Raw genomic sequence first — 23,446 nt, 5'->3', positions numbered from 1 at the left:
ATGGCTGTTACCCTTACCCAGTTAAGAGCGATGGTCACCCCCCAGGGAGTATCTGACTCCCTGGAGGAGCAAATCTATCAATCGTTAACTTACAACGATGGCAATAGCGCTCAAACGGCCTGCCAATCAGCGGCCCGTTGGTGCTATGCCTACCTTGGTCAAAAGAATGCACTCGCTCGATTCTACAGCGATGATGATAACGAAGTGCTGGCTGAAGCCATGACTCAAATGGCTATCTATGAGTTGGGTGAAATCAGTGAGTTTGATTTTGACGATCGCAAAGATGAAGCCATCGCATTAATCAATTCGTTGCTTGGTCTTAATAACGGCGCTGACAGTGGCGCTCAATACACAGGAGCTGCGATTGCCCGTGATAAAGAATCTCACATTATCGTCCCTTATCGCTCGGCTTCCCACCGACGTTATCGTTAATCACTACCCATTGCCAACTGAGCTGGGCAATGCGCGATACCAAAGCAGTAACTACTATTTTGGTGCCATTCGTGCCATGTTACTCGATGAAGAGGTCGCCTCAGACATTGAAATGCGACATGCCACAGCAATGACAGTGCCTTATGTGATTGAAGGCTCAGCCAATGACATTGCGTTTTACAACGATGTGATGGCGGACTTTGATTTAGAAATGCTGATGGAGCAGATGCTCAGTGCCACCGAGTTTGGCTTTATGCCGGTGGAGCTGATTTGGGAGAAAGACGGCTCTCAGCTTGTTCTTACCAATTCTGAGCAAAAACGTCCTGAAGACTTTCGTCTATTAAAAGATGGCACCTTGGTGTACAGCGCGGTGGACTACACCGCAAGAACACCGGTGACAGGTAAAGTCATTCCCGTTCTGCGCAATGCGACCACTGAGCGTCCATACGGTGAGACCATCTTAGAATCGGTCTGGCCAATCTGGCAAAGTAAGTGGATTAGCTGGGCTAACATCGAGCGCTTGGGTGAGAAGTATGCCATTCCGACTGCCATTGCATTGGCGGAGAATGCCAATGGCGAAACTGACTTGCAAGCGATTGCAAACTCATTGGCTCCTGTGATGAACGGCGATGCGGTTGCCCTGTCTGGCGTGAAAGAGATTGTTGCGCTCGATGCGAACGGCAAGGTGGACGAACTGCTGCGCACCATTGAATACATCGACAATAAAATCTCCAAGCGCATCACTGGGCAGACTCTCACAGGCGGTAACCAAAAGTACGGCTCTCGCTCTTTGGGTGAAGTTCACGAGCGCGCAGCCATGCGCGTCTCCAAGCGTGATGCTCGAATGGTGCATAAGACGCTTAACGATACGCTGTTTAAGTGGATTTTCTTAGCCAACGGTCGTGAGGGTAATATCAAAATCCGAGTGGATGAGGAGGCCTACAAAGCCATGTTGGAATCGGCTCTGGCGAATGGCTCAGGGGTTGAACCCGTACAAGGTTTTAATCAACGTCCAAGTCTGGAGTTTTCAGACGTACCAGGAAAGCATCTATGTCTGCTTTAAAGAGTCTCGACAAGAAAGAGACCAGTAACCTCACCAAATTACAGCGCCTCGAAAATGAGGCGTTATCGATGACGATTAAGAGCCTTTCAAGAGAATTAGAAGCGGCTTTCAAAGCCCATTCAAACCCTGACGATATCGATATTACCCAAGCCACCAATCAGTACACCAATCTCTACGCCGCATCGATGATGGTGAGTTGGTTACTTGGTCAGGCGCATATTAATAATGCCATCACTGAAGCTGAAGATAAGCCCATCGAGCTGACCTATGCCCCCATTTATCTTGCCGTGGATGATGTACCTTTTCAGGAAGCGATTGATTCACTCAAAGCGATGATACCGACCGATACCAAAGAGTATCGTCAAATGGAAGCGGCGATGAAACTTCGTGCTTTTACGGTTGCGAACGTCTCCAGTATTGATGCGGTAAACAGAGTGAAAAAGCGCTATGAAGCTGCATTAGAAAGCGGTGCATCTCGCTCTGAAACCTTGGGCAATATCCGTCAGCTTCTCGAGCAAGAAGGAATATCTGAAGCCAGCCCGTACTGGCTAGAGTTGCATTATCGCAACAATATGATGACGGCGTACAACTCTGGCCGCTGGACCCAGATTGCGAATAACGACTTGGTTGAGTTCCTGGTTTATTCGTCCGTGCTGGACTCGGGAACAACAGAGCTGTGCAGAAAGCTCGATGGCGTGATCAAACCTAAGGACGACCCGTTTTGGGAAAGCTTCTATCCACCAAACCACCATAAATGCCGAGCCACTGTGTCTGTACTTTCACGTAAGCAGTATGAAGCACTGCCTGCATCGATGCGACAAGCCTCAGAACAAGTTAGTGGTAAAGCCTTAGATAAAGATGCGGTTACAGGTAAAGAGCATCAGTTCACCAGTTCGCCATTGGTATCAATGAAAACATTGCCTGCATCGATGATGGAGCGAGCGCAAGAGTATGGACTGACGCAAAGCATCTTGAATTACTCTCAGGCGCAGAGTAAAAGCGTATTAAAGGAACAAGCCAAAACGGTGACCAAGCAAGGCTTGTCTGCGGCAACACTCAGCAAAGCGATAACACAATCACCCGAACTAGAGCCGTTCCGCGAGATGATACAGGATAAGCTAATCAGATCTCCCGATGAAGTGTGGTTGGTTTTTGATGACCTCAAGGATGGAAACTTTTTACCTAGCTTGCAGTTTATGCTTGAGCTTGATGACTCACTCAGAGCCGTAGCCTTTGCAAGTGCATACGATAGTAGCCAAATTTACCGGCTTGTCAGCATGACGACATCCGAATTAGAGCAACAGACATTTGTAACACTAAAAATGTAGCAGAGGTCTCCTCGCAGAAAGGAGCCCCCAAACTGGATAACTAATCATGCTGACTTAAAGCCGAACACAACTCTTCATTGATCGCATACGTTCGGCTTGAATAACGACTGGAAATCTTTCGTTCACTTTTACATTCGACATAACTAGAAACATTAGATTTAGTTTGGCCGAATGTTACGATCGTTAGTAGAGGCGCAATAACAACAAATATCAGTATCCCCACTTTGTTGACATTGCCGATATTTATTGAAAGGTGAAACATGTCTTTTAAGTAATAAATCGTCAGATAAGTACAGATAAGTAAACCACTATAACTCGCCCAAACATTCAACAAGCCGTCCACCTTTATCACTGAATTGGTTGAGAATGCTGAACCTATTTGTTCATAAATCTGAAAATAAGCTAGCCCCCCCAGCAACCCCAAAAAGATGACTCTTAAGTAGTTCATTGAAAATATTCCTTAACTGCTTCAGTAATCGTTTCTGAATAACCGTTACTTTCATCAACTACATCTAATGCGTTGCCAAGTATAAATGACGCTGCCGCAAACGTCATTCCACTGAATAAAACACCAACTGTTGTTGGTACTACAACAGCGGTGAACAACGCAGCTCCTACCAGTGATATAAATCCTTTAGCTAAATCGCTAGCCGTATTGACTCCAAGCTCTGCCAACGTCGCCTCATCACGTAAAATGTAATCGGCAGCATTAATTCCCACCGCAAACGCGATTTCAATACCTGCGTTAAACCGAACATACCGAACTGCACCTTTGAGATCGTTCAAACCGAGTCCAGCTTGAACCACTTTTGGATTACTTGCTCCCCACTTATTTCCTTGCATTAAGGTTTGTTGATGACGACGAAAATCACGAATAATCACCCAGTCTTGACCATGAATGTTTTTCGTTGATGATTTAACACCGAGCCCACCCAGCCCTTTTGCAGTAGCGTAAGCTTCCGCTGTTCCTTTAGCTAAATCACTATAAGACTTAGTGGTGCCTATCGTTTCTTTCCCACCTAAATTGCTGTATAGCTCTTGGGCTTCCTCCAACGACAGCACCGCGATACTCACTATCGGTTTCACATACTCTATCTGGATGTCTTTCTTACCTTCTGGCGCTAAAGGGTTATAAGGTGGCCAATACATATTTTCTGCGGCGATCTGTGGTTTATTGCGTGCTTGCACCTCGGCAAACGCTCTATCATTGGCCTCCAGATTCGCTTTTCGCTGTGCTTCCAGCCTTTCTTTGGTGGTTTTTCTCGAAGGCTCAGGTGGTGTAACACTCCGAGTCATGGGCATAGCAGATCCCAATGATGCAAAATTTTTGGCTTCAGCCATTCTTAGAGCGGCAGCACTCTTGTCCCAATCTCTCTGCATTTGGCAAGAGCCGCATTTACAGAGCTCTGGATTTTGACCCACAGGACATTTGTACAGTTTATTTTTATCAAACATATCGTATATAGGCATTGAAGATCTCCTGACTGACATTGAATTCCATTTTCGCATGATAACCTTAAAAATCGACAGGCAAAAATTTGCCCGCTGCCCACTTTATTATTTATGTGTCCTCAATAAATAAGACTGGATGGTATGGTGTGCCAGAGTTAGTGTCGTGGTCTCGTTCATTGCAGGGGATACAACATGTTAACGATTGCACCTGGGGCACAAAAGCTTGTACAAACGATCGCAACCTATTCGCGTTATGGCGCGGTAAAACCACACATCATTGCCGCGCAACACCCCGAATACAGTGAACATCATATTGCTTTTGTACTGGAGCAGCTCGCACAAGTGCCATTCGCCGATTTACACCACCTGATTAAAAACACTAACAACTGTATATAATGACAGTATTAATGGTGATAAACTCTCTTGGTGTTTTGATGCCTTGAGTACCTGAGACCCAGAGCCTTTTAATAAAGGAATTGGAGAGGAAGCAGCAAAACGCCGCCAGCTTTAATTCGTTATGGCTGGCGGCTTCACTCGCTCTTTGTATTCAAGGCTCTTGCAACAGGAGATTAGAATGCACCAACACACTCTGCACGATGGTCGTGCAACCCTCATTCATGCCGACTGTTTAACTTACCTTAAAAAACTTGAAGACAATTCTGTGGATCTGATTTTAACCGACCCGCCATACTTCCAAGTTAAACGTCAAGCCTGGGATAACCAGTGGCCAGATGTCACTTCATTTTTAGCGTGGCTAGATGAGGTACTACTCGAATTCTGGCGAGTACTTAAACCTTCAGGAAGCCTTTATTTGTTCTGTGGTTCAAAACTTGCCAGTGACACGGAACTTCTCATCAGAAATCGTTTTGAAATGTTTAACCATATCATCTGGGCTAAACCATCAGGCCCATGGCGCAGAATGCACAAGCCTGATTTGCGTATGTTCTTCCCGGCAACCGAGCGTATCTTGTTTGCTGGCCACTATAATGCTGAAGGTTATGCAAAAGGCTGCTCAGGTTATGCCTCTCAGTGCAGCGAGTTAAAGAAACAAGTGTTCAAACCATTGATGGATTATTTTATTGAGGCTCGTCAACAGCTCGGAGTGACAGCGAAAGAAATCAATGAGGCTACAGGCACTCAAATGTGTTCACACTGGTTTAGTGAAAGCCAGTGGACATTACCAAGCAAAGAGCAGTACCAGAAGCTGCAACGGCTCTTTGCCAACAAAAAAGGGCTGTTGGCCAAAACACATGGCGAACTGGTAGAAGAGTATGATGCCTTAAAAAACAGCTATCAAAGTTTGGTTTTGGAATACGATGATCTAAAAGCCCAATACGAACATTTACGCCGCCCGTTCTCTGTCACCAGTGAGGTGCCTTATACGGATGTATGGCAGTTTGCTCCTGTGCAATATTATCCTGGTAAACATCCTTGTGAGAAACCGCAAGACTTACTGCAACATATCATCACCGCCAGCAGTCGTGAGAACGATGTGGTGCTCGATGCATTTATGGGCAGTGGCTCAACCGGTAAGGCTTGTTTGAGTTTGAATCGACGTTTTATCGGTATTGAAATGGAAGAGGAAACATTTGAACAAGCGTTGGCGTCGATAAAAAATATTAAATGTTAGTCCGCAACTTAAAAGAAAAGGCGCTTGATTGCGCCTTTGTTACCTTCAATAGTCATCTAATTGCCACTGGCATATTTTAGCCAATACGAGACCTGATATTCCTGAACTTCGCATAACTCACTCAGATGCTTGATAACTGTACAGCAAAGTTGGTGGGTATCTGACTCAAGATATGAAGGTTCCAAGCGGCACATCAAATGGCCACCAACAGAAATCAAGTTAATGAATCGACCAACTAAATCGGTCGTTTTCATTGAGTCGTGTTCAATGACTTCACTCAGTATGGCGAGATGGCAAAATACATCTCGGCTGGTATCCGTTGCGTGTTTACCATTACATGTGTGATCAATAAACTCGGATAACGTATCAACTAGGTTACGATACAGTTCATTGTTGTATTTCATAATTCCCCTGAAAATTACATCCACATACGTGGTGAGTTTGAAATCCCTAAGCGCTGTTCTGCTTCGTAAACCCTATTCGCATATGCTGCCTTAGCCGCAGCTTTGCTAGGATAAGATTTGGTATTTCCATCGACATCAATCACTTCGTATGAGATAGATAATACCATTCCATTGGCGTCAAGCTCTTCGACAAGAACAAGACTGCAACCGTGTTCGGGTGGTAGTAAAAGTGTTCTTCGCGCCATTTAATTTTCCCTCAATTCATAAAGATATAGCCATTAAACAATACATCACTTCTGGTTTCTAGTTGTACAACCATTCGTCCGCTTCGTTGAACATTTCTTCTAAAATCTCGTGGGCTTTCTCCTTGTTGTCTTTATTCTTGTCCATAATCTCAAGGTGATTATTTTCACCCTTACGTATACGAATCCGAACATCAGGATTAAGTACCGATAAGCGCCTTTGAATTTCCGGTTCAATCAAAGAGAACTTGTCTTTTGGTAAACCATCCGCTTTAACGATCATTTCAACACGCATAACAAACCTCGCCTCGAATTATACTGTATAGATAAACAGTATAATTATTTTTAGCCGAGGTCAACATGATCCATATCCTTCCATAGATCATCCATCACATCGTGGAGGGTTTGTTTGAGTTGTGGGGTCATATCTCGAAGTGCTGCCACTAAAGTTTGAGCCATCACATCCGGTTCGGTACTGGCGGATTCAATCTGAATGACGGGAGCAAAACTGACCTCAACGGTCGCTGGTGGTTGATTGATGATGGCTCTTGATTGAGCGCTTGCTGACTGTACGGTTTGTTCAACCTGGGCAACGGCTTGCTGGTTAACTTTATCGTCTCCACCATTGAAAACGTCATACAGCCAGCCTGCAATTTCATCACCTGCAATCGAGCCACCTATTGTTCCAGGGAGTGCGCCCACACCACCAAATAAGGCACCAGTCAGTCCACCAAGTCCACCGCCTACGGTAGAGCCGATACTACGCCAAACGCCTTCGGTATCACCATCCATTGCACTCATTCCGATGGATGCAGCGTTGAGCGCTGTACCAATAACAGGAAGCTTTTTGAGAACACCTTTACCACCACCTAATGCCTTTTGGCCTGCTGTAGACCAAAAGCTCGGTCCTTTGGCAACGTTCGCCACAGGCTCTGCTGCAGATTTGGTAAACAGCCCACTAAACATACCCGCAGGTTTGAAAGCACCTTGAGATCCCATTGCCGTGCCGAGAATTTTACCGACAGCTTTTTTACCTAACCGGCTTAAAAGTAAGCCGCCAAATGCAGCGGTTCCAACAGCTCCAGCAAGACCAGCGTAACCTAATGCGGAGTTATCGTTCATCGCTCCAGTAGTAGAGCCTGTTACATTAGAAACCGCATTCCCTAAGCCATCAAACTTATCAATTAATTTGGCTGCACTGTTAGATACGGTATCAGTCATTGAATTGAATGATTGTGTGGCTTTGTCTATGGATGTGGATATGCCTTTCGCAGCATCATCAAGTGAGTCCACACCTTCAAATACTTTAGCGCCTTCTTGCATCCCTTGCTGCATTGCATTTAAGCCTTTGGTGCCAATATCCTCAGACATAATGGTGCCACCAATCGCTTCAAGAATTGGTTTAACTGCGGCGGCATCTGTTTGGCTTACACTATTGACCAATGCCAACAATGCAGCATAGTTATTACCAGGAGCGGTTCCAGTTGCCACGTCATTGCGAACTCGGTAAGCGGCCTCCTTTATACGGTTGCGTAAATCGACATCCTCAATTGCATCAACGGTTCCTGCTTTGTCACCTTCACCAACAAGCTTGGCAAACTCACCTTCATCACTGAAACGAGCCATAAAAGATTCTTTGAATGAGTCCCCAACCTTATCAGTGTTCCAAACGCCTGCTTGACGTGCCCGAACGATGGAAGCTGCAAATTGGTCGAATGAAATCTTATCGCCAAGCAAAGGTGAGTATTCAGCAAAGGTGTCGAGTAAATCCCCGTTAGCATCACCAACCATTGAGCTGGTGGCGTAGAGTTTATTCGCCGCTTCCTCAATGCTGATACCAAAGCCTTTTGAAATATTGGCAAGTGCTCGAACGGTTTCAGGGGATGAATAGTCAGGGAAGATCTTTTGCAACTGGATAGTCGCTTTCGTTAGTGCCTGAGTGTCTTCTTCGCCCAAGTTCTGCTGCTTGGCTAACGCTTGAGCTGCAAATATGCTCTCCTGGTCTGCTCCATACATGCGAATTAAGTCTGTACGGAATTGACGTTGGGATGCTGATTGTACCTCCTCAAGTGAATAGCTACTGCGAGCAGCGAGAAGGCGCTCATTTCTTGCCTTATCGTTGCCTGCCCAAGCAAGTCCTGCTGAAGCCATAGCGCCGCCAGCAATCGTGCCTATCTTCTCTATATGCTGTAGAGCACTCCCTTGTTGCTTTAGTCCTTGGTTCGTTTTTTGGATTTCAGCTTGCAGTCGTCTTTCTTCCTGAGCGATGTTATTAACATCGACGCCCGTATTTTTAAGTGTTCGTCCAAGCCGCTCCAGCTCACGCTCTTGGGCTGTGATTGCTTTTTTGTTTTTGGTTTCTTGTTGATTCAATTCCTTCAGAGCGTTTTCGGCTTTCTTAAATGCATCAACATCAGCGGTGGTTTTCTGTAGCTGCTTAAACTCTCGCTCCAGCTTTTTCGACTCATTCTCAATCTTCTTTGACTGCTGCGTAAAGGCGTCTTTAACCCCAACAATGAGTTCTAATGCGTACCCGCTGTTATTACTTGTTGCCATGGTTAAAGACCTCTATGAAGTAGTTGTATTGCGCCCAATCGGTATTCATTAGCTCTCCGACAGAGACAATGCCTATTTTCTTATTCGTCAGTAGGTGAAAGGATTGGTCAAAGATTCTCGATTTGATTCGAGCGAGATTCAGCTCTTTCCCATCAAGTGAGCCAGATTGATGTGCTCTTCGTACGGCAGGTTAATGAGCATATCGACAGGAACGACCACTTCACTTTTCATGCTGAGGTTCGTAAGCTTTCCGTGTTCATCTCGCTTCTCATCAGTACGCTCACCAAACACCAAAATGCTCGATGCAATGTGCGCGGTGATGGCATCGTTTGACTCAAACCCGTATTGCTCTTTGGTGAAGCGTACTGCTTCAATTCGGTCTTTCACCAGCGCTTTACGAACCCGTTTCGCACAATTGAGTTCCATGCCGCCAAAGTGGATTGGGGTATTCAAAATACAGAGTTCAAATTCCATCATTGCTCGTGCAATGTCTTCCAACGTAAAAACCTTAGCTTCCGGTTTCAAGGCGGTTTCAACGGTGTTTTTAGTTTTATTTTCAGTGCTCATGACTCAGTCTCGATGTGAGTTATTCAGAGCCTGCATTGTGTCTTTATATAACACTGTCATCTGCCGAACGGAAATTAAGTTCTCGATGCTCGATATCCTGTAACCACTGGATAAACGAGACGTGATGATGCTTCCCAAAATCTTAAAGCAAGACATTCGACTAAGAACATTAAGCTGCCTGACTACCGAGGAAATGAACGATCTTCGCTCAGCTATTAAAGGGTTGCAGGTGCTTGATATTGACCATGTGCATGAGTCATATCTGCCATGGCTAGCTTGGTGGTTTCGTGTTGATACCTGGGATGATGCTTGGAGCGTCGAAAGAAAACGGGAAATCGTTAAAGATGCTCTGGCTCTCTACAAGTACAAAGGCACGATTTGGGCAGTAGAGCGAGCACTAAGCCTGACAGGCTTTGACCCTAAACTGACGGTATGGCACAAAATGCAGCCTCTGGGTACAAAAGGCACGTTCTTGGTTGAAGCAACTCAAGAGCAAGGCGGTCTGACTCAAAAGGATTACGAAAATGTAGTTACTTTAGTAGAAAGTAATAAACAAGGCTCCCAACACTGGAACATGATTGTGCGAAATCCCATAAGCCGTGGTGGACTCTATGCAGGTATACGGACTCGCAGCCGTAAAAGAATAACCGTAACTCTAATGGATTAATTATATGACCAATGAAGCTTTAAAATCAGCGGTGCTCACGCATGTAGGGATGGCAAAATTAGACGCTGCATACCAAGCGGGTACGAAAGTGAATATCGTTGAGATGGCTTTGGGAAACTCGAATCTTGAGTACGTGATACCCGACCCAACGTTTACACAACTGGTCAATGAATTTGGCCGTCAGGTTATCAATGAGGGTAATACAACGGAGAGCTGGATCAATGCCCTTGTCTATGTAGACAGCGTACGATTTGCAGGAGAGACCATTCTTGAGTTTGGCTTGTATGATGATGAAGGAGACTTGATTGTCTACAGTTCCTACACTCCAAGTTTAGTGCCATCACTTGAGCAGGCTTACATCCAGCTTGAAATCGAGTGCTCCGTTGATTTGTATAATGCATCCGTGGTCACTATTGAAGTCACCCCCATTTATCCTCAAGCTACAGAGCTAGAGCGGGGAATCGCTAAAATCGCAACGAACGCTCAAGTTGTTGAGGGCACGAATGATAATACGTTCTTAACCATTAAGAAGTTTCTTTACGCGCTCGATGTTGCTCACGTTATGGACAGGTTGGTTAACAACTTGTGGCTTAAGTTTGCGGCGAAAATCTTTCCAGTAGGTGGGGCTATTCCATGGTTTACCGATGTCGCACCCGAAGGATTTGGTATGTTTAAAGGTCAGGCATTTGACGTCAATGTGTATACCGAATTGGCTAAGGTATTTCCTAACGGCATTATCCCGGACATGCGTGGTTGTGGTGTAATTGGTAAAGAGGACGGAGAAGCAGTAGGTGCTTATGAAGAGGGTCAAGTGAAAAACCACGGGCACCCAAATTCAACGGTAAGCAGTATTGATTTAGGATCTAAAAATACCGCGAATGGTGGTAATCACACCCACTTCTCAGGCATCGCGGCTTTTGGTGGTGGTTCTCACCGTTACCAAACTGACGTAAATGGATCTGGTGGAAATATTAATACTAGCGCTGCAGGTAATCACTACCACTCTATCCCAATGGGATCTCACGCCCATGCTGTCACAATTGCACTGTTTGGTGCATTGAAAAATACGATCAACCATCGCAAAATTAACTGGATTGTAAGGCTCGCATAATGGAAACCTTCTTTAGTACATCTAAAACCGTTAACGTTTCACGCATGACTCGAGACGGTTGGTGGATTGAGAACACCGTAGAGCACGTAGTAAAAGGCACTGCGTTAGGCTCTGATTTTACTCAAAATATATACACACCATCAACGCCCAGCATGATTGCTCGTTACGACCGTGAATTAGATGCATGGTCTGATGAGATAGAAGATATGACCTGGAAAGAGTATTACAACGAGAATGGCCAACGATTTGTCGTTGGCTCTCCCAATGGGCAGTATCCAGAAAGCGCGATTCTTCTGGCTCCGCCGGAATATGATGCAGATATTCAAACCGTTTTGTATCAAAATGAGCAGTGGGTAATTTACGATATCCTCATTGGCCAGAAGTTTTACGACGAATATGGACAACAATTTATAGTCTCAGATTATAATTTTGAGTTACCAGATAAGCATACGTGGGAAGAGCCGCTACAGGCTGAAGATGGTTATGCGGTAAAACTCATTAATGGGCAATGGCAGTCCTTTATCGATCATCGCAACAAAGTCGCTTATGCCAAAGATCGTGATGAGGATGAAAACTACCTGATTGAAGAGCTTGGAGAACTACCTGAAACGCACACTCTGATAGAGCCTGAACTCTATGATTCTTGGCTTGATGGCATTTGGCAATACGACGTTAAACGCCACTACCCATTTAAAGCGTCAGAAGAAAGACAATGGCGTAATAGTGAATTAGCTAACGTATTGGATCGTATTGACCAGTACGAAAAAGACCAAGCTTATCCTGTTGAGCTCCGCACCTCACCAATTAAAGCAGAAGCAGATTATTTAAGATTACTTCAGGACAGAAAAGCTCTAAGTGATTACCCAGAGTCGATTGATTTCCCATTTGGCGAACGTCCAATGTTGTTTACATTGAAATAAATATCAAACGAGGGAGAAACATAGCTTGAAGGCGCGAAACTATCGCGTCTTTTTTATTTTCGTTACGCACTCACATTATTCAATTTTAATGTGGCTATATTTCGTTAAATTTCGCTTTGTTCCGCTTAATCTCGCATTGAAAAGTGTTTTAACTATTACGTTTAGAATGTTTTAATGCTCGCTCGCCGCTGTCATGTCGGCCAATGTTTTGGCAATCAAGGCCGTTGATTCGATACTGTAGTCGGTTGGAAAATGTTCGCTTGAGGATTGGGCGAGATATTTTTGTCTTGAGACGGTAACGATTTCTGGCGCTAAAGTCTGCGCTTTGAGCTCCCTTATAAAAGCTTGGGCGATGATGCTTGAGGCGCCAATAATGAGGTATTTCATTGTTATCACTCTCTGTTTTTACAAACGCCATTACGGCATTGAGCATGGCTAAACCAGCGAGATATCGACATGCGATGTTTTGCAAAAAGGAGATAAATTTGGTCGCTAATCCATTTTAGGATGGGCAAGCGCGTGATGAATAACCAGCGATGTTTGTTGACTAAACGCCAAGCTAGAACGGTTACATCCAGCCCATAAAGCAGATTGCCTTGTTGATCTAAGCCATGCAGTATCGATAACGCCTTGCTTTTGTCGATAGAAGGAAAGCTACGCATAGCATCGCCGTCATTTATGTCGATAAGCTGAACCCGACCATGGTGATCGAAGGTTTTTAATGAACGCATTTCATTGCAGCATAAAGGACACTGCGCATCGAAAAAAATCACTAAAGATGGGATACTCATATGTATGTCGTCAGCCTAAAAGCCCGTTAATAACATATTTGTACGTTCAGTCTTCAGTGTAAGATCAAGCTAGTGTTTGGTTTGCACTCAATTCCAATCTAACGCCAATCCCCCCTGAGTTCGGCGACTTTTTGTTGCATCACTTGTGTTGTTGCCTCTTTTGGTGGGACGGGCTCGCCAGCTTCAATTTCTATATGTGACCAAAAACGAGTCGGTAGCCCACAGCAGGCACGCCCTTTGGCACGGCTAAAATAGCTTCCCCACAATCCCTTCAATGCCATGGGGATGGCAGGCACAGAGCTGCGTTTTAAAATAATATCCATCCCGCGCATGAAATCGCTGATTTCGCCATCCGCGGTTAACCGTCCCTCTGGGAAAATGCAGACGATATGCCCCTCTGCCAATGCTTGTTCTACATCGTTAAAGGCTTGGCGGATAGAACCGCGACGCGTTGCGGAAATAGGTATCACGCCTGCACGTTTCAAAAAGCGACGAAGTGGCGGCAAATTGGCGTAATCCTCTTCCATCACAAAACGAATTAAGCGAGGACAAACCGCGCTCAGCAACAGTGCATCCATATAGCTAACATGATTGCACACCAGCAGTGCTCCGCCCTTTTCAGGTAAGTGATGAAGATTTTTGTGGCTGACTCGATACATGGTATGCGTGAGCATCCACATTAGAAATCGCACCAAAAAGACCGGGACTTGGTAGCATAAATAGAGTGCAACAAAGCCATTAAGCAAAGCTAATATAATGAAGAACTGAGGGATCGTAAGCTCAAGAAAGCTCAAACAGACAATCCCTAATAGTGCGCTCGCCACCATAAATAGTGAGTTGTAGATATTCAAAGCGGCAATGACTTGTGCGCGTTGAGTGACTTTAGCACGCTGCTGCATTAGCGCATATAAAGGCACAATGAAGATGCCACCGCAGACGCCAATCAACAATAGGAAAAGAAACATCGGCCATAGTGATTGGTAGCTGATAAATTGATAAAAATCAGTAAATTGAGGTAATTTGTCTGGCACGGAGGTTGCCATTAAATAGCCAAATAATGTAATGCCAAAACTGCCGATAGGCACGATGCCGATCTCTATTCTATGATGCGATAATTTGTCACAGGTCAATGAGCCAGTGGCAATGCCAACAGAAAACAGTGCTAGCAAAAAAGAAACGGCGCTCTCTGTGCCATATAAATAGTGATGCGTGAAATTTGGAAATTGAGTTAAGTAGGCAGCACCTAAAAACCAGAACCAACTGATCGCCATTACGCATTGGAAAATAGTACGGTCTTGTTTGGCAATCGCAATGGTCTGCTTGGTTTGCTTAATGGGCTGCCAGCGAAAAACGAGATCGGGTGCGCAAGCAGGAGCTTTAGGAATATGACGGCTGGCTAAATAGCCTAATAACGCAAATAGAACCACCGCGCCAGCAGCCACGTATTTAGTGTGGGGCATCGAGGCAATGAGCCCTGCGCCCAATGTGCCTAATAAAATCGCTAAAAATGTGCCTGTTTCTACTAACGCATTGCCCGGAACCAATTCATTCGGCTTGAGTTGTTGCGGCAGTAAAGCGTATTTGACTGGACCAAAAAAGGCCGATTGTGTCCCCATTAAAAACAGTAATAACAGTAAAATGGCGTAACTCTCGGTCATAAAACCGATCGCGCCAAGACACATGATGCCAATTTCAGCCAATTTCACTTTACGAATGAAAGCGGATTTTTCGTACTTGTCAGCAAGCACACCAGCAGAGGCAGAAAAAAGGAAAAAAGGAAGAATGAATAGCCCTGCAGCAAGGTTAATAAATAAATTACTGGAAACCGGTAACACGTTCGCTCCAGCAAACGCGACCAATAGCAGCAAGACATTTTTAAAGATGTTATCGTTAAATGCGCCAAAAAACTGGGTGATGAAATACGGAAGAAATCGTTGCTGAGTCAGCAATGAAGATTGAGATTGACTCATTGATGGTCCTTATCGCGCCCAGTGATTAAGATAGTTTGAGAGTAGGTTTTCAATCAGCTCTTTCCCATCGATGGGTTCGGCGGCGAAAAATTTATCATCTACGCTTAATAAGGTAATACCATGTACGCCAGACCACAGGACTCGGCTTGCTTGCAGCACTTCTTGTTGCGAGTGTTGTGGAGCAAGGATGGTCAATAAACCTTCAAGCATGGCGGTCATGTTGTCGATGCGCTCTGCTTGCCACTGGGGAAGTAGTTCACCATTCATATTATGTTCAAAAATAAGTTGCCAGCGATTGGGGTGCAACTGAGCAAAATCGTGGTAGCAATAGGCTAATTTATACAACGCTTCTTTTGGATCGCTACACTTACCCACCACTTTTTTCGCTTGCGAAGAGAGTTCATCTAAGGTTTGAGCTACCACATGCAACAATAAAAGATTGTAACTGCCGAAGACATTGACCAAAGTGCTAGGTACGTAGCCAATCATGGTTGCGATTTTACGCAGGCTAAGCTCGTGATAAGTGTGATTTTGAAGAAAATGCTTCGCGGTCTTGAGTGTCAATGCAATCAGTTCTTCTCGGGTGTGATCGTTTCGTCTGGCCATGGTTACGTATCAATTATGAACAACGTTCGATATTCTAGTGGGGTGGTGTATAAGCGTCAACTTATGGACGGTTAATTTGCAATATTCTGATACATGTCTGCGAGAAGCAACGGTTTTCTTGTCTATCCGAAGTGGTTATGATGAGTAAGCCTCAATAATTATAACCCTAAGGAAAAACATGAAACGTTTTTTTTCCCTTGTAGCACTGCTGATGGTTGCTGTTGCGATCACACCGATAGCAGAAGCAAAGAAATTTGGTGGTGGTAAATCGTTTGGTAAAAGCTATAAAACGGCTCCAGCTCCCAAACAGCAGACTCAAAAAAATGACACCATTAAGCAAGATCAAGCAGGTAAAGCTGGTTCGACCAAAAAAGGTCTGATGGGCGGATTACTGGGTGGTTTACTCGCTGGTGGTCTACTAGCGGCTTTCTTTGGCGGCGCGTTTGAGGGTATTCAATTTATGGATATTCTGATCTTCGGCCTGATTGCTTTTGTGCTCTTTAAACTGATGCGCGGTATGCTTGGTGCGAAGCAGGGTAGCATGAATCGGCAGCAGCCTGCGTTTGGTGGCGTGAATAACCGAACGGAGTTTGAACAGCCGAACGTGCACAATTTTGAACAACAGCCTCAAGCCACGGGTGGTTTTGGAGCGAATGCACACAGCGATATCCCACATAACTATCCAGCCGGTTTTGATAAGGCCGCTTTCATTAATGGTGCGCGTGAGCACTACCGTATTTTGCAAGGTGCTTGGAACCATAACCAACTTGAAACTGTTGAAGAATATGTATCGGCGAGCTTGTTTGAAGATTTAAAACAAGAGCGCGCAAAGCTAAACGGTGAACAGCACACAGATGTGATGTACGTAGACGCTGAAGTCGTTCGCGCCGATTACGATGCAAGTAAAGCGCAGTTGAGTTTGCAGTTTACTGGCCGCTACCGCGATTCCGTGGAAGGCATTGAAGAAGATATTAATGATGTGTGGCATTTAGAGCGTGATTTAACCGTACCTAATGCACCTTGGTTGATTGTCGGCATTCAAGGCTAAGACTTTTCACGATGGATCCAAAACGCCCAAGTTTGTCTTGGGCGTTTTGCTAGGTCACTAAGCTAATTTAGCCGTTGTTTCAAAGGCTTCTAATTTTGAAAGATAAGGTGTTAAATCACCAATATTGCTTTTCACCCAATCGGCACAGTAATAGGTATCTAAATAACGTTCGCCGCTGTCGCATAACAGCGTCACGATGGAGCCTGTTTCACCTCGTTGTTTCATCTCACTGGCAATTTGCAAAACCCCATAAAGATTGGTTCCGGTAGAAGGGCCTGCTTTGCGGCCGAGTAGTTTTTCCAACCAATAGATCGTAGCGACACTGGCGGCATCCGCAACGGTACGCATTTCATCGACTACGCCGGGAATAAAACTTGGTTCAACTCGTGGACGACCAATTCCTTCAATTTTGCTACCACACTGCAAGGTTAAGCTTGGGTCTCGGCTTTTGAAATAATCATGAAATACCGAGTTTTCAGGGTCGACGACGCACAGTTTGGTATTGTGTTTTTGGTAGCGAATAAAGCGGCCTATAGTTGCTGAGGTTCCGCCTGTGCCCGGGCTCATTACAATCCATGTTGGAACGGGGTGATCTTCCATTTGCATTTGGTTAAAAATACTGTCGGCAATATTGCTATTACCACGCCAGTCGGTCGCACGTTCAGCATAAGTGAACTGGTCCATATAATGGCCATTCAGTTCTTTGGCTAAGCGGTGTGATTCGGCATAAATTTGATCAGAGCGATCGACTAAATACGCTTGGCCGCCATAAAGCTCAATCTGCTCAATTTTTTTTCGTGCAGTACATTTGGGCATTACAGCAATAAAAGGCAAGCCTAGTAAACGGGCAAAATAAGCTTCTGATACCGCAGTACTGCCCGATGAAGATTCAATGATAGTAGTTTCAGGGCCAACCCAGCCGTTACAGATGGCATACAGAAAAAGAGAACGGGCTAGGCGGTGTTTGAGTGAACCCGTAGGATGCGTACTTTCATCTTTGAGATAAATATCGACTCCAGCGACACAAGGCAAATCGAGCTTGATCAGATGAGTATCGGCCGAACGTTGGTAGTCCGCTTCTATTTTTCGAATTGCGTTGTTAATCCATTGATGATCGGTGCACATGGTTCTCTCTCCATCGTTATTATGAGGGTAATTTACCCTTAATTTGAGAGAAAAGCTTTGCTATGTTGCCTGTCATTTTGTAGTTTTAGAGAAAATTATTCTCTTATTCTGGGGGAGCTATGGAGCTTGATAGAATTGATCGCATGATCCTCTCATTACTGCAACAAGACAGCACTTTGTCGCTAAATGATTTGGCTGAAGCGGTGAACTTAACCACCACGCCTTGCTGGAAGCGATTGAAAAAGCTCGAAGAATCTGGCGTGATTGCGCAGCGAGTTGCCCTGCTTGACCCAGAAAAATTAGATTTGAGTTTTACCGCGTTTGTGTTGATTAAGACCAGCGATCACTCGCACGAATGGTACAGCCATTTTGTCGTGACTGTGTCTGAGTACCCTGAGGTGATGGAGTTCTATCGTATGGCGGGTGAGTACGATTACATGATGAAAGTGTTGGTCAAAGACATGAAGTGTTTTGACCAGTTTTATAAAAAACTGGTCAATGGCGTGAAAGGGATTAATAACGTGACTTCAACCTTTGCAATGGAGTCATTGAAGTACACTACCCAATTGCCTCTGGCATAGCCTGCTCGTCCGAGTCTTTTTATTTGGTGAAGCGCATCACACCTTCTTGCACTGCTGTTGCGACTAAATCTCCTTGGCGGTTGTAAATCTCGCCACGCACTAAACCACGGGTATTGCTGGCCGTAGGGCTTTCTATTGCGTAGAGCAACCATTCATCCATTTTGAATGGGCGGTGGAACCAAATCGAATGATCAATCGTCGCGACTTGAAAGTTAGGTGTCATCAAAGAGACTTTATGAGGATGCAACGCTGTAACTAAAAACCCCCAATCAGACGCGTAACCGAGCAAATATTGATGGATGAGTTGGTTGTTTGGCAACTCACCATTAGCGCGTATCCACAGGTACTGTTTTGGCTCCGCTTTTTGTGGTTTGAGCGGGTTAATTACGGTCACTGGACGCATCTCAATCGCTTTTTCGCCACAAAAAACCTTTTTTATTTTTTCAGGTAATAAGTGTGCAATCTGGGCTGCCAGTTCAGATTCAGAGGCAAAATTTTCAGGACCAGGGATGTCAGGCATGGTGTTTTGATGTTCAAAACCGGGCGCTTCACCGTGATAAGAAGCAGTGAGATAGAAAATCGGCCGACCATTCTGAATGGCTTTGACTCGTCTGGTACTGAAACTGCGTCCGTCCCTTAAATTCTCAACATCATAAATGATTGGTTTTTCAGGATCCCCGGGGTAAAGAAAATAGCTATGAAATGAGTGAACAGTGCGGTCGGAATCAACCGTATAGCGAGCCGCCGAGAGTGCTTGGCCAATCACTTGCCCACCATACACTTGTGGCAGACCTAAGTTCTCGCTCTCACCTCGGTATAAACCTTCTTCTAGCTTTTCCAGTTGCAGCAAATCCAATAGTTCATTTAATGGTTTACTCATAGACCCTCACCGAGATTCTTAATGTAATTATTATCATTGTTGACTAAGTCAATATCTTGTTAATACCAAATGGACGACCATGACAGCAGATAAAACCGAACCTATAATCATCACCTATCTAACATCATAACTGAGGTTTTATCCTTATGAAAAAGGCACTGTTGCTGATTATGTCGTCTGTTTTGGGTCTAATGCTTGTGGGTTGCCAGTCAGCGCAAAAACCAACCTCTTCCGAGAGCAATATTCAATCTATCATGGGTACGGTTTCGTACCGTGAGCGTATTGCACTGCCGGATAAGGCGCTTGTCACTATCACTTTGCAAGATGTTTCATTGGCTGATGCACCCGCTAAAGTGATCGCAAAACACCGCTTTGAAACTAACGGAATGCAAGTGCCGCTTCAGTTTGACTTGGCATTCGACAACCGAAAAATTGATGCTCGCCACCGTTACAGCGTCAGTGCTCGCATCGAAGTAGATGGAAAACTGCGCTTCATTACGGATACCCATTACGCCGTGATTACTGATGAGAATAACACTAAACGGGTTGATTTGCGTTTGGTTGGTGTTAAACAGTAAAAACAGAAGCAATAAAATAGACGCAATACTATAAAAACAGTAAAACAAGAAATAGTAAAACAGCCCTTTCCCGTGCTAGATAAGCGGGAAAGGCGCTTGACCGAAAGGGGCTTAGGGGCGCCACTGGTATAATCGAAGTTTTATTTTGCCATGCTCGTTCACTTCGACGCCTTCGGCGATCAATTTCTGTCGTTGACGTAATAAATCCTCTCCTTTTAGCGAAATCTCTCCTTTGCTGTTGATCACACGAAACCAAGGTAATCGGCTGTTTTGAGGTAGGTTACCTAATGCTTTTCCAACATGGCGTGCGTAGCCGGGGTATCCTGCTAAACGAGCAATTTCCCCATAGGTTGTCACTTTTCCTGCGGGAATTTGATGTATAACTGCAAAAATCTGCGCTAAAAATTGGTTCATGCTGACAATTCGTCCATACTAGCAGTGTCCTAGTTCGATAGTTACCAAGGAACGGTATAAGGAGAGGGCATGCTATTTTCTACCTTTCAATTTCTAATCACAACCGTGTTGGCTGTGGTTTGTGCAAGAGCCATAGGTTTAAGCGAAGGGGACATCCCTGTGCTGGCCATCGTGATCCCTGCGCTGTGGATTTTACCGCAAGGGGGCGTCGCGGGTGTGTTGTTATTGGCTGCAATGACCGCTTATGGTTTCACTTTATCTTATCAGCCAATCGCTCTTTCTGTCAGTGTTTGGGTGCTGCTGCCTTTGTTGACGGTGGCCTTTTCTAAACGCAGTAGCATGGGCGTTATCTTAGTGAGCACGTTGATCGTACTGACGTTGCAAGTCGGTATCATCGTTACTCAATCGGCTGGGAAATTAGGCGGTACAGGCTGGCTGACTGTTATTCAGACTCTTTCTGTTATCGTTGTTTGGTGGTCGGTTGCGCACTGGAAGCCATCTAATAAGCACCGTTGGTGGGCGCTAGGGTTACTGCTACCGCTATGGATGGCCGATTTCTCGTATGCGGTGTTAGTTGCGTTAAGCATTACTGGCATTATGGCGTCGATGGAAAGTTTAACCCAATCCAAACCAGTCGCGGTGAATTGGAATGGTTTGTTATGCTGGACACTTCCAACGGTAGGCTTTGCAAGCTTAGTCGTCTCGCCCACAAGTGATGTACCAAACCCCGTATTCGTGGTTTGGATCTGTTTGCTGGCTACCGCTTGGATGACTGATTATCTACTCAAGAGCACCGAAGAGAATACCGAATGACCAGAACACAACTGAATGTAGATTAGAGCATGTTGTGGGTGAAGTTGTGACTTCATTCTTATGCATATATAGAGCATTAGTATATGATGCTCACCTCTCATTACAATAATATAAACGTCATGGTTCGTGCATTTCGGCTAATAGGTCTTTTATGGCTAGCAACGGCGGCACACAGCGTCATCAGTGCTCCCATAATCAACGCTAAAACATATCGAGTAGCGACAGAAGCGGACGATGTTGTCACGCGTATTTTGTTTGATGCCATTGCTTACCAATTTCGCCTTGAGATTGACTATGTTAATTACCCCAGCTTTGATGCGATCTTGACCGCTATCGAACAAGGGGAGAGCGATTTTGCAGCCAATGTGACTTACACCGAACAGCGTGCTCAACGCTTTGATTTCTCAAGTCCTACCAATATTGAATACACCTATGCATTTAGCCACAGCAACGTACAGTTAACCGATCTGGCGAGGGTCGGGGTTCCCAAAGGAACGATTTATGGTGAGCTGATTGCCGCTTATTTTCCTCATATTATACAGGTTGAGTATGATGGTGCTCGGCGTGCCAAAGAACTTTTAAGCACGGCTGAAGTCGATGTGGTCGTAGACGCGATTAATCAATTAAAGCCGATGTTGATGGCAGGGCTCGATGCGCAATTGCTTAATGACCAACTGCCTATTCAGCCGGTTGCCATTATTACGCCAAAAGGGCACAACACTTTATTACTCAACAAAATTCAAGAATATGTACACTCAGCGTCGGTACAAAAACTGCTTAGAGAATCAGTACAAAAATACCAATTTGATATCCGCAAGCAGGCGTTGCGTCAATCCGTCATCGATAGCGGCTTAAACGTGCAGCGACCGTTAAAAGTAAAATTGGAGAACATCAGCCAATTTGCTCAGTATCAGCACGATGGTAAAGTGAAAGGAATAAACGCGGACATTGTTTTTAAAGCATGTGACATTCTGTTACTCAAATGCGAACTGGCCAGTCAGCCAGACGAAACGTGGGAGAGTATGTATGCCGATTTGGTCAATAAACGCATTGATATCCTAGTACCAGTTACCGTCTCTCAACAACGAAAATCCGACGTTTATTTCAGTGACACGTATTACCAGCCTGAAGCCGTCTTGATTAAGCGTGAAAATTACAAAGACAATGTTTACAGCAATGTGTCGGAATTAATTGTTGAGCGCATCGGCGTGATTAAAGAAGATTTCTTTGAAGAGCTGTTAGGAAAAATGCTGCCCAATAAAGTGCTACATGTTTATAAAACTCAAAATGAATTGGTCAAAGCCTTGCTCGGTAAGGAGGTCGATTACATCGTTCTAAACCGTGCTAACTTTAACCAAATATTGCGCGAAGCGGATAACTTATTGCCGTTGGAGGAAGATCTATTTATCGGTAGTTTTTACTCGTCTGAGATTGCAATGGGCTTTCCCAAAAATAGCATGGGCGCTTCGCTGGCTCCTTTATTTACTCGTGCTATTAAGATGATTGATACGCAGAAAATCATCAACACCTATGATTATCAACCGAATTGGCGAGCAACGTTAGCGGCCGAGAAAACTTTTTCACGCCACACTCAATGGCTGTTTACGTTGGTATTTGGCTTCTTGTTAGTGGTCGCTTTCTATCTACACTCACAATCTGTTACCGATAATTTAACCAAGCTGCGTAATCGCCGAGCTTTATATCGCCGTTATTCGAGAGGCTTAAACAGCGATCTAACCTTGATTTATTTAGATGTGAATAACTTTAAGCCGATAAACGATAACTATGGTCATGAAGTGGGGGATGAAGTGTTGAAAGCACTTGCCAGCCGTATCGATTCTATTTGGCGTGGTCGTAGTTACCGAATCGGGGGTGATGAATTTATCCTGATTGGGCAATATAGTGATGAGGAGCTTGAGCCTGTGTTAATGCAGTTAGAGTCCTTTACCTACAGCGATTCTGCTCGAAATTTAAACATAAAAGTCAATGTGGCGATTGGTGTGTCGAATTACAGAGATCATTTCATGAGCCTGGAAGAAGTATTGCACCAAACTGATATTGCCATGTACCAAAGTAAGCACCACGGTAGCGGTCAACGAGATAATACAAAACCTCTTCTCAAGATAATCAGAAGTTCAAACAAGAGCTAAAATAGTCCACCTATTTTATTGAGTAGAAGAGAAAATAGAAGATTTGTTCAAATGGTGTTCACTTAAAACAAAAAGCTTCCATCCATTGGGATTTCGGCTTGCAATCATTACTATGATG

General features: G+C 44.7%; 27 protein-coding genes. 13 read left to right on the top strand and 14 right to left on the bottom strand.

Features of this window, described 5'->3' with window-relative positions; translation table 11 throughout:
- From AACU59_RS16315 to AACU59_RS16305, 3 genes are read left to right on the top strand one after another with little or no spacing between them, the layout of a single operon-like run.
- On the top strand, nucleotides 1-432 hold the full coding sequence (locus AACU59_RS16315; protein ID WP_094130215.1) for a hypothetical protein: 432 nt from the start codon (nucleotides 1-3) through the stop codon (nucleotides 430-432).
- Complete coding sequence (locus tag AACU59_RS16310; RefSeq protein WP_254917421.1) at nucleotides 371-1,495, top strand: phage portal protein family protein; 1,125 nt, start codon at nucleotides 371-373, stop codon at nucleotides 1,493-1,495. Before AACU59_RS16315 ends, AACU59_RS16310 begins: the two co-directional genes overlap by 62 nt.
- Entirely contained in the window at nucleotides 1,483-2,823 is a 1,341-nt protein-coding gene (locus AACU59_RS16305; RefSeq protein WP_094143077.1) for a phage head morphogenesis protein, read from the top strand. Before AACU59_RS16310 ends, AACU59_RS16305 begins: the two co-directional genes overlap by 13 nt.
- 40 nt (nucleotides 2,824-2,863) lie before the next feature.
- Here the strand turns inward: AACU59_RS16305 and AACU59_RS16300 are convergent, their stop codons facing one another.
- Nucleotides 2,864-3,271: a hypothetical protein gene (locus tag AACU59_RS16300; protein ID WP_064626347.1), complete on the bottom strand. Its 408-nt coding sequence runs from the start codon at nucleotides 3,269-3,271 to the stop codon at nucleotides 2,864-2,866.
- Nucleotides 3,268-4,293, bottom strand: coding sequence for a hypothetical protein (locus tag AACU59_RS16295; protein WP_237666625.1), 1,026 nt, complete (start codon nucleotides 4,291-4,293; stop codon nucleotides 3,268-3,270). The genes AACU59_RS16300 and AACU59_RS16295 overlap by 4 nt, the downstream gene beginning before the upstream one ends.
- 174 nt (nucleotides 4,294-4,467) lie before the next feature.
- Here AACU59_RS16295 and AACU59_RS16290 point away from each other — a divergent pair, with 174 nt between their 5' ends.
- Nucleotides 4,468-4,671 carry a hypothetical protein gene (locus tag AACU59_RS16290; protein ID WP_094143075.1) on the top strand — a complete coding sequence of 68 codons (204 nt, stop codon included), beginning with the start codon at nucleotides 4,468-4,470 and terminating at the stop codon, nucleotides 4,669-4,671.
- 178 nt (nucleotides 4,672-4,849) lie between these two features.
- Nucleotides 4,850-5,905 (top strand): DNA-methyltransferase, encoded by a 1,056-nt coding sequence (locus AACU59_RS16285; protein ID WP_064626350.1) that lies wholly within the window; start codon nucleotides 4,850-4,852, stop codon nucleotides 5,903-5,905.
- Nucleotides 5,906-5,961: 56 nt separating this feature from the next.
- Here AACU59_RS16285 and AACU59_RS16280 read toward each other — a convergent pair whose 3' ends face one another.
- From AACU59_RS16280 to AACU59_RS16260, 5 genes are all read right to left on the bottom strand, one after another.
- Nucleotides 5,962-6,309: a hypothetical protein gene (locus AACU59_RS16280; protein ID WP_001900867.1), complete on the bottom strand. Its 348-nt coding sequence runs from the start codon at nucleotides 6,307-6,309 to the stop codon at nucleotides 5,962-5,964.
- A 14-nt stretch (nucleotides 6,310-6,323) separates the two neighbouring features.
- On the bottom strand, nucleotides 6,324-6,554 hold the full coding sequence (locus AACU59_RS16275) for a hypothetical protein (RefSeq protein WP_044144328.1): 231 nt from the start codon (nucleotides 6,552-6,554) through the stop codon (nucleotides 6,324-6,326).
- 58 nt (nucleotides 6,555-6,612) lie between these two features.
- The gene (locus AACU59_RS16270) at nucleotides 6,613-6,846 is read right to left on the bottom strand and encodes a DinI-like family protein (protein WP_064626351.1); all 234 of its coding nucleotides are present in this window, start codon (nucleotides 6,844-6,846) and stop codon (nucleotides 6,613-6,615) included.
- A 50-nt stretch (nucleotides 6,847-6,896) separates the two neighbouring features.
- A complete protein-coding gene (locus AACU59_RS16265; RefSeq protein ID WP_094143073.1) occupies nucleotides 6,897-9,107 on the bottom strand; it encodes a phage tail tape measure protein in 2,211 nt (736 codons plus the stop codon).
- A 138-nt stretch (nucleotides 9,108-9,245) separates the two neighbouring features.
- Nucleotides 9,246-9,674, bottom strand: coding sequence for a hypothetical protein (locus AACU59_RS16260; RefSeq protein ID WP_094143071.1), 429 nt, complete (start codon nucleotides 9,672-9,674; stop codon nucleotides 9,246-9,248).
- A 124-nt stretch (nucleotides 9,675-9,798) separates the two neighbouring features.
- Between AACU59_RS16260 and AACU59_RS16255 the strand changes: the two genes are divergently transcribed.
- The 3 genes from AACU59_RS16255 to AACU59_RS16245 are packed head-to-tail and all read left to right on the top strand — an operon-like array spanning nucleotide 9,799 to nucleotide 12,372.
- Nucleotides 9,799-10,341, top strand: coding sequence for a phage tail protein I (locus AACU59_RS16255; RefSeq protein WP_237666624.1), 543 nt, complete (start codon nucleotides 9,799-9,801; stop codon nucleotides 10,339-10,341).
- Between the two features lie 4 nt (nucleotides 10,342-10,345).
- The gene (locus tag AACU59_RS16250; RefSeq protein ID WP_094143069.1) at nucleotides 10,346-11,452 is read left to right on the top strand and encodes a phage tail protein; all 1,107 of its coding nucleotides are present in this window, start codon (nucleotides 10,346-10,348) and stop codon (nucleotides 11,450-11,452) included.
- A complete protein-coding gene (locus AACU59_RS16245; RefSeq protein WP_094143067.1) occupies nucleotides 11,452-12,372 on the top strand; it encodes a hypothetical protein in 921 nt (306 codons plus the stop codon). The genes AACU59_RS16250 and AACU59_RS16245 overlap by 1 nt, the downstream gene beginning before the upstream one ends.
- Nucleotides 12,373-12,543: 171 nt before the next feature.
- Here the strand turns inward: AACU59_RS16245 and AACU59_RS16240 are convergent, their stop codons facing one another.
- The 4 genes from AACU59_RS16240 to AACU59_RS16225 form a co-directional block, all read right to left on the bottom strand.
- The gene (locus AACU59_RS16240) at nucleotides 12,544-12,759 is read right to left on the bottom strand and encodes a hypothetical protein (protein ID WP_237666623.1); all 216 of its coding nucleotides are present in this window, start codon (nucleotides 12,757-12,759) and stop codon (nucleotides 12,544-12,546) included.
- A 5-nt stretch (nucleotides 12,760-12,764) separates the two neighbouring features.
- Nucleotides 12,765-13,163, bottom strand: coding sequence for a thiol-disulfide oxidoreductase DCC family protein (locus tag AACU59_RS16235; RefSeq protein ID WP_094145258.1), 399 nt, complete (start codon nucleotides 13,161-13,163; stop codon nucleotides 12,765-12,767).
- Nucleotides 13,164-13,261: 98 nt separating this feature from the next.
- Complete coding sequence (locus AACU59_RS16230) at nucleotides 13,262-15,133, bottom strand: MFS transporter (protein WP_094145257.1); 1,872 nt, start codon at nucleotides 15,131-15,133, stop codon at nucleotides 13,262-13,264.
- Between the two features lie 9 nt (nucleotides 15,134-15,142).
- On the bottom strand, nucleotides 15,143-15,739 hold the full coding sequence (locus AACU59_RS16225; protein WP_013856438.1) for a TetR/AcrR family transcriptional regulator: 597 nt from the start codon (nucleotides 15,737-15,739) through the stop codon (nucleotides 15,143-15,145).
- Nucleotides 15,740-15,917: 178 nt separating this feature from the next.
- Between AACU59_RS16225 and AACU59_RS16220 the strand changes: the two genes are divergently transcribed.
- On the top strand, nucleotides 15,918-16,787 hold the full coding sequence (locus AACU59_RS16220) for a Tim44 domain-containing protein (RefSeq protein WP_013856439.1): 870 nt from the start codon (nucleotides 15,918-15,920) through the stop codon (nucleotides 16,785-16,787).
- A gap of 57 nt (nucleotides 16,788-16,844) precedes the next feature.
- On the opposite strand, the gene AACU59_RS16215 is transcribed toward AACU59_RS16220, so the two are convergent.
- The gene (locus AACU59_RS16215) at nucleotides 16,845-17,912 is read right to left on the bottom strand and encodes a PLP-dependent cysteine synthase family protein (RefSeq protein WP_094145256.1); all 1,068 of its coding nucleotides are present in this window, start codon (nucleotides 17,910-17,912) and stop codon (nucleotides 16,845-16,847) included.
- Nucleotides 17,913-18,031: 119 nt separating this feature from the next.
- Between AACU59_RS16215 and AACU59_RS16210 the strand changes: the two genes are divergently transcribed.
- Nucleotides 18,032-18,493: an Lrp/AsnC family transcriptional regulator gene (locus tag AACU59_RS16210; protein ID WP_010319994.1), complete on the top strand. Its 462-nt coding sequence runs from the start codon at nucleotides 18,032-18,034 to the stop codon at nucleotides 18,491-18,493.
- Nucleotides 18,494-18,512: 19 nt separating this feature from the next.
- Here the strand turns inward: AACU59_RS16210 and tesB are convergent, their stop codons facing one another.
- Nucleotides 18,513-19,373 (bottom strand): acyl-CoA thioesterase II, encoded by an 861-nt coding sequence (gene tesB, locus AACU59_RS16205; RefSeq protein ID WP_013856442.1) that lies wholly within the window; start codon nucleotides 19,371-19,373, stop codon nucleotides 18,513-18,515.
- 146 nt (nucleotides 19,374-19,519) lie between these two features.
- Between tesB and AACU59_RS16200 the strand changes: the two genes are divergently transcribed.
- Nucleotides 19,520-19,951 carry a YbaY family lipoprotein gene (locus AACU59_RS16200; protein ID WP_047687881.1) on the top strand — a complete coding sequence of 144 codons (432 nt, stop codon included), beginning with the start codon at nucleotides 19,520-19,522 and terminating at the stop codon, nucleotides 19,949-19,951.
- A gap of 111 nt (nucleotides 19,952-20,062) precedes the next feature.
- On the opposite strand, the gene AACU59_RS16195 is transcribed toward AACU59_RS16200, so the two are convergent.
- Nucleotides 20,063-20,365, bottom strand: a complete 303-nt coding sequence (locus AACU59_RS16195) for an MGMT family protein (RefSeq protein ID WP_013856444.1) — start codon at nucleotides 20,363-20,365, stop codon at nucleotides 20,063-20,065.
- 69 nt (nucleotides 20,366-20,434) lie between these two features.
- On the opposite strand from AACU59_RS16195, the gene AACU59_RS16190 reads away from it, so the two are divergent.
- Together AACU59_RS16190 and AACU59_RS16185 are read left to right on the top strand one after the other, a co-directional pair.
- Nucleotides 20,435-21,178, top strand: a complete 744-nt coding sequence (locus tag AACU59_RS16190; protein ID WP_013856445.1) for a hypothetical protein — start codon at nucleotides 20,435-20,437, stop codon at nucleotides 21,176-21,178.
- An 83-nt stretch (nucleotides 21,179-21,261) separates the two neighbouring features.
- Nucleotides 21,262-23,328 carry a GGDEF domain-containing protein gene (locus AACU59_RS16185; RefSeq protein ID WP_094145255.1) on the top strand — a complete coding sequence of 689 codons (2,067 nt, stop codon included), beginning with the start codon at nucleotides 21,262-21,264 and terminating at the stop codon, nucleotides 23,326-23,328.
- Nucleotides 23,329-23,446 lie beyond the last annotated feature (118 nt).

The organism is Vibrio sp. V23_P3S9T160, assembly GCF_963886625.1.
In the GTDB taxonomy this organism is placed as follows: domain Bacteria; phylum Pseudomonadota; class Gammaproteobacteria; order Enterobacterales; family Vibrionaceae; genus Vibrio; species Vibrio anguillarum.
Note: the sequence above shows the minus strand (reverse complement) of the source record. Positions and strands in the feature narration are given on the sequence as shown.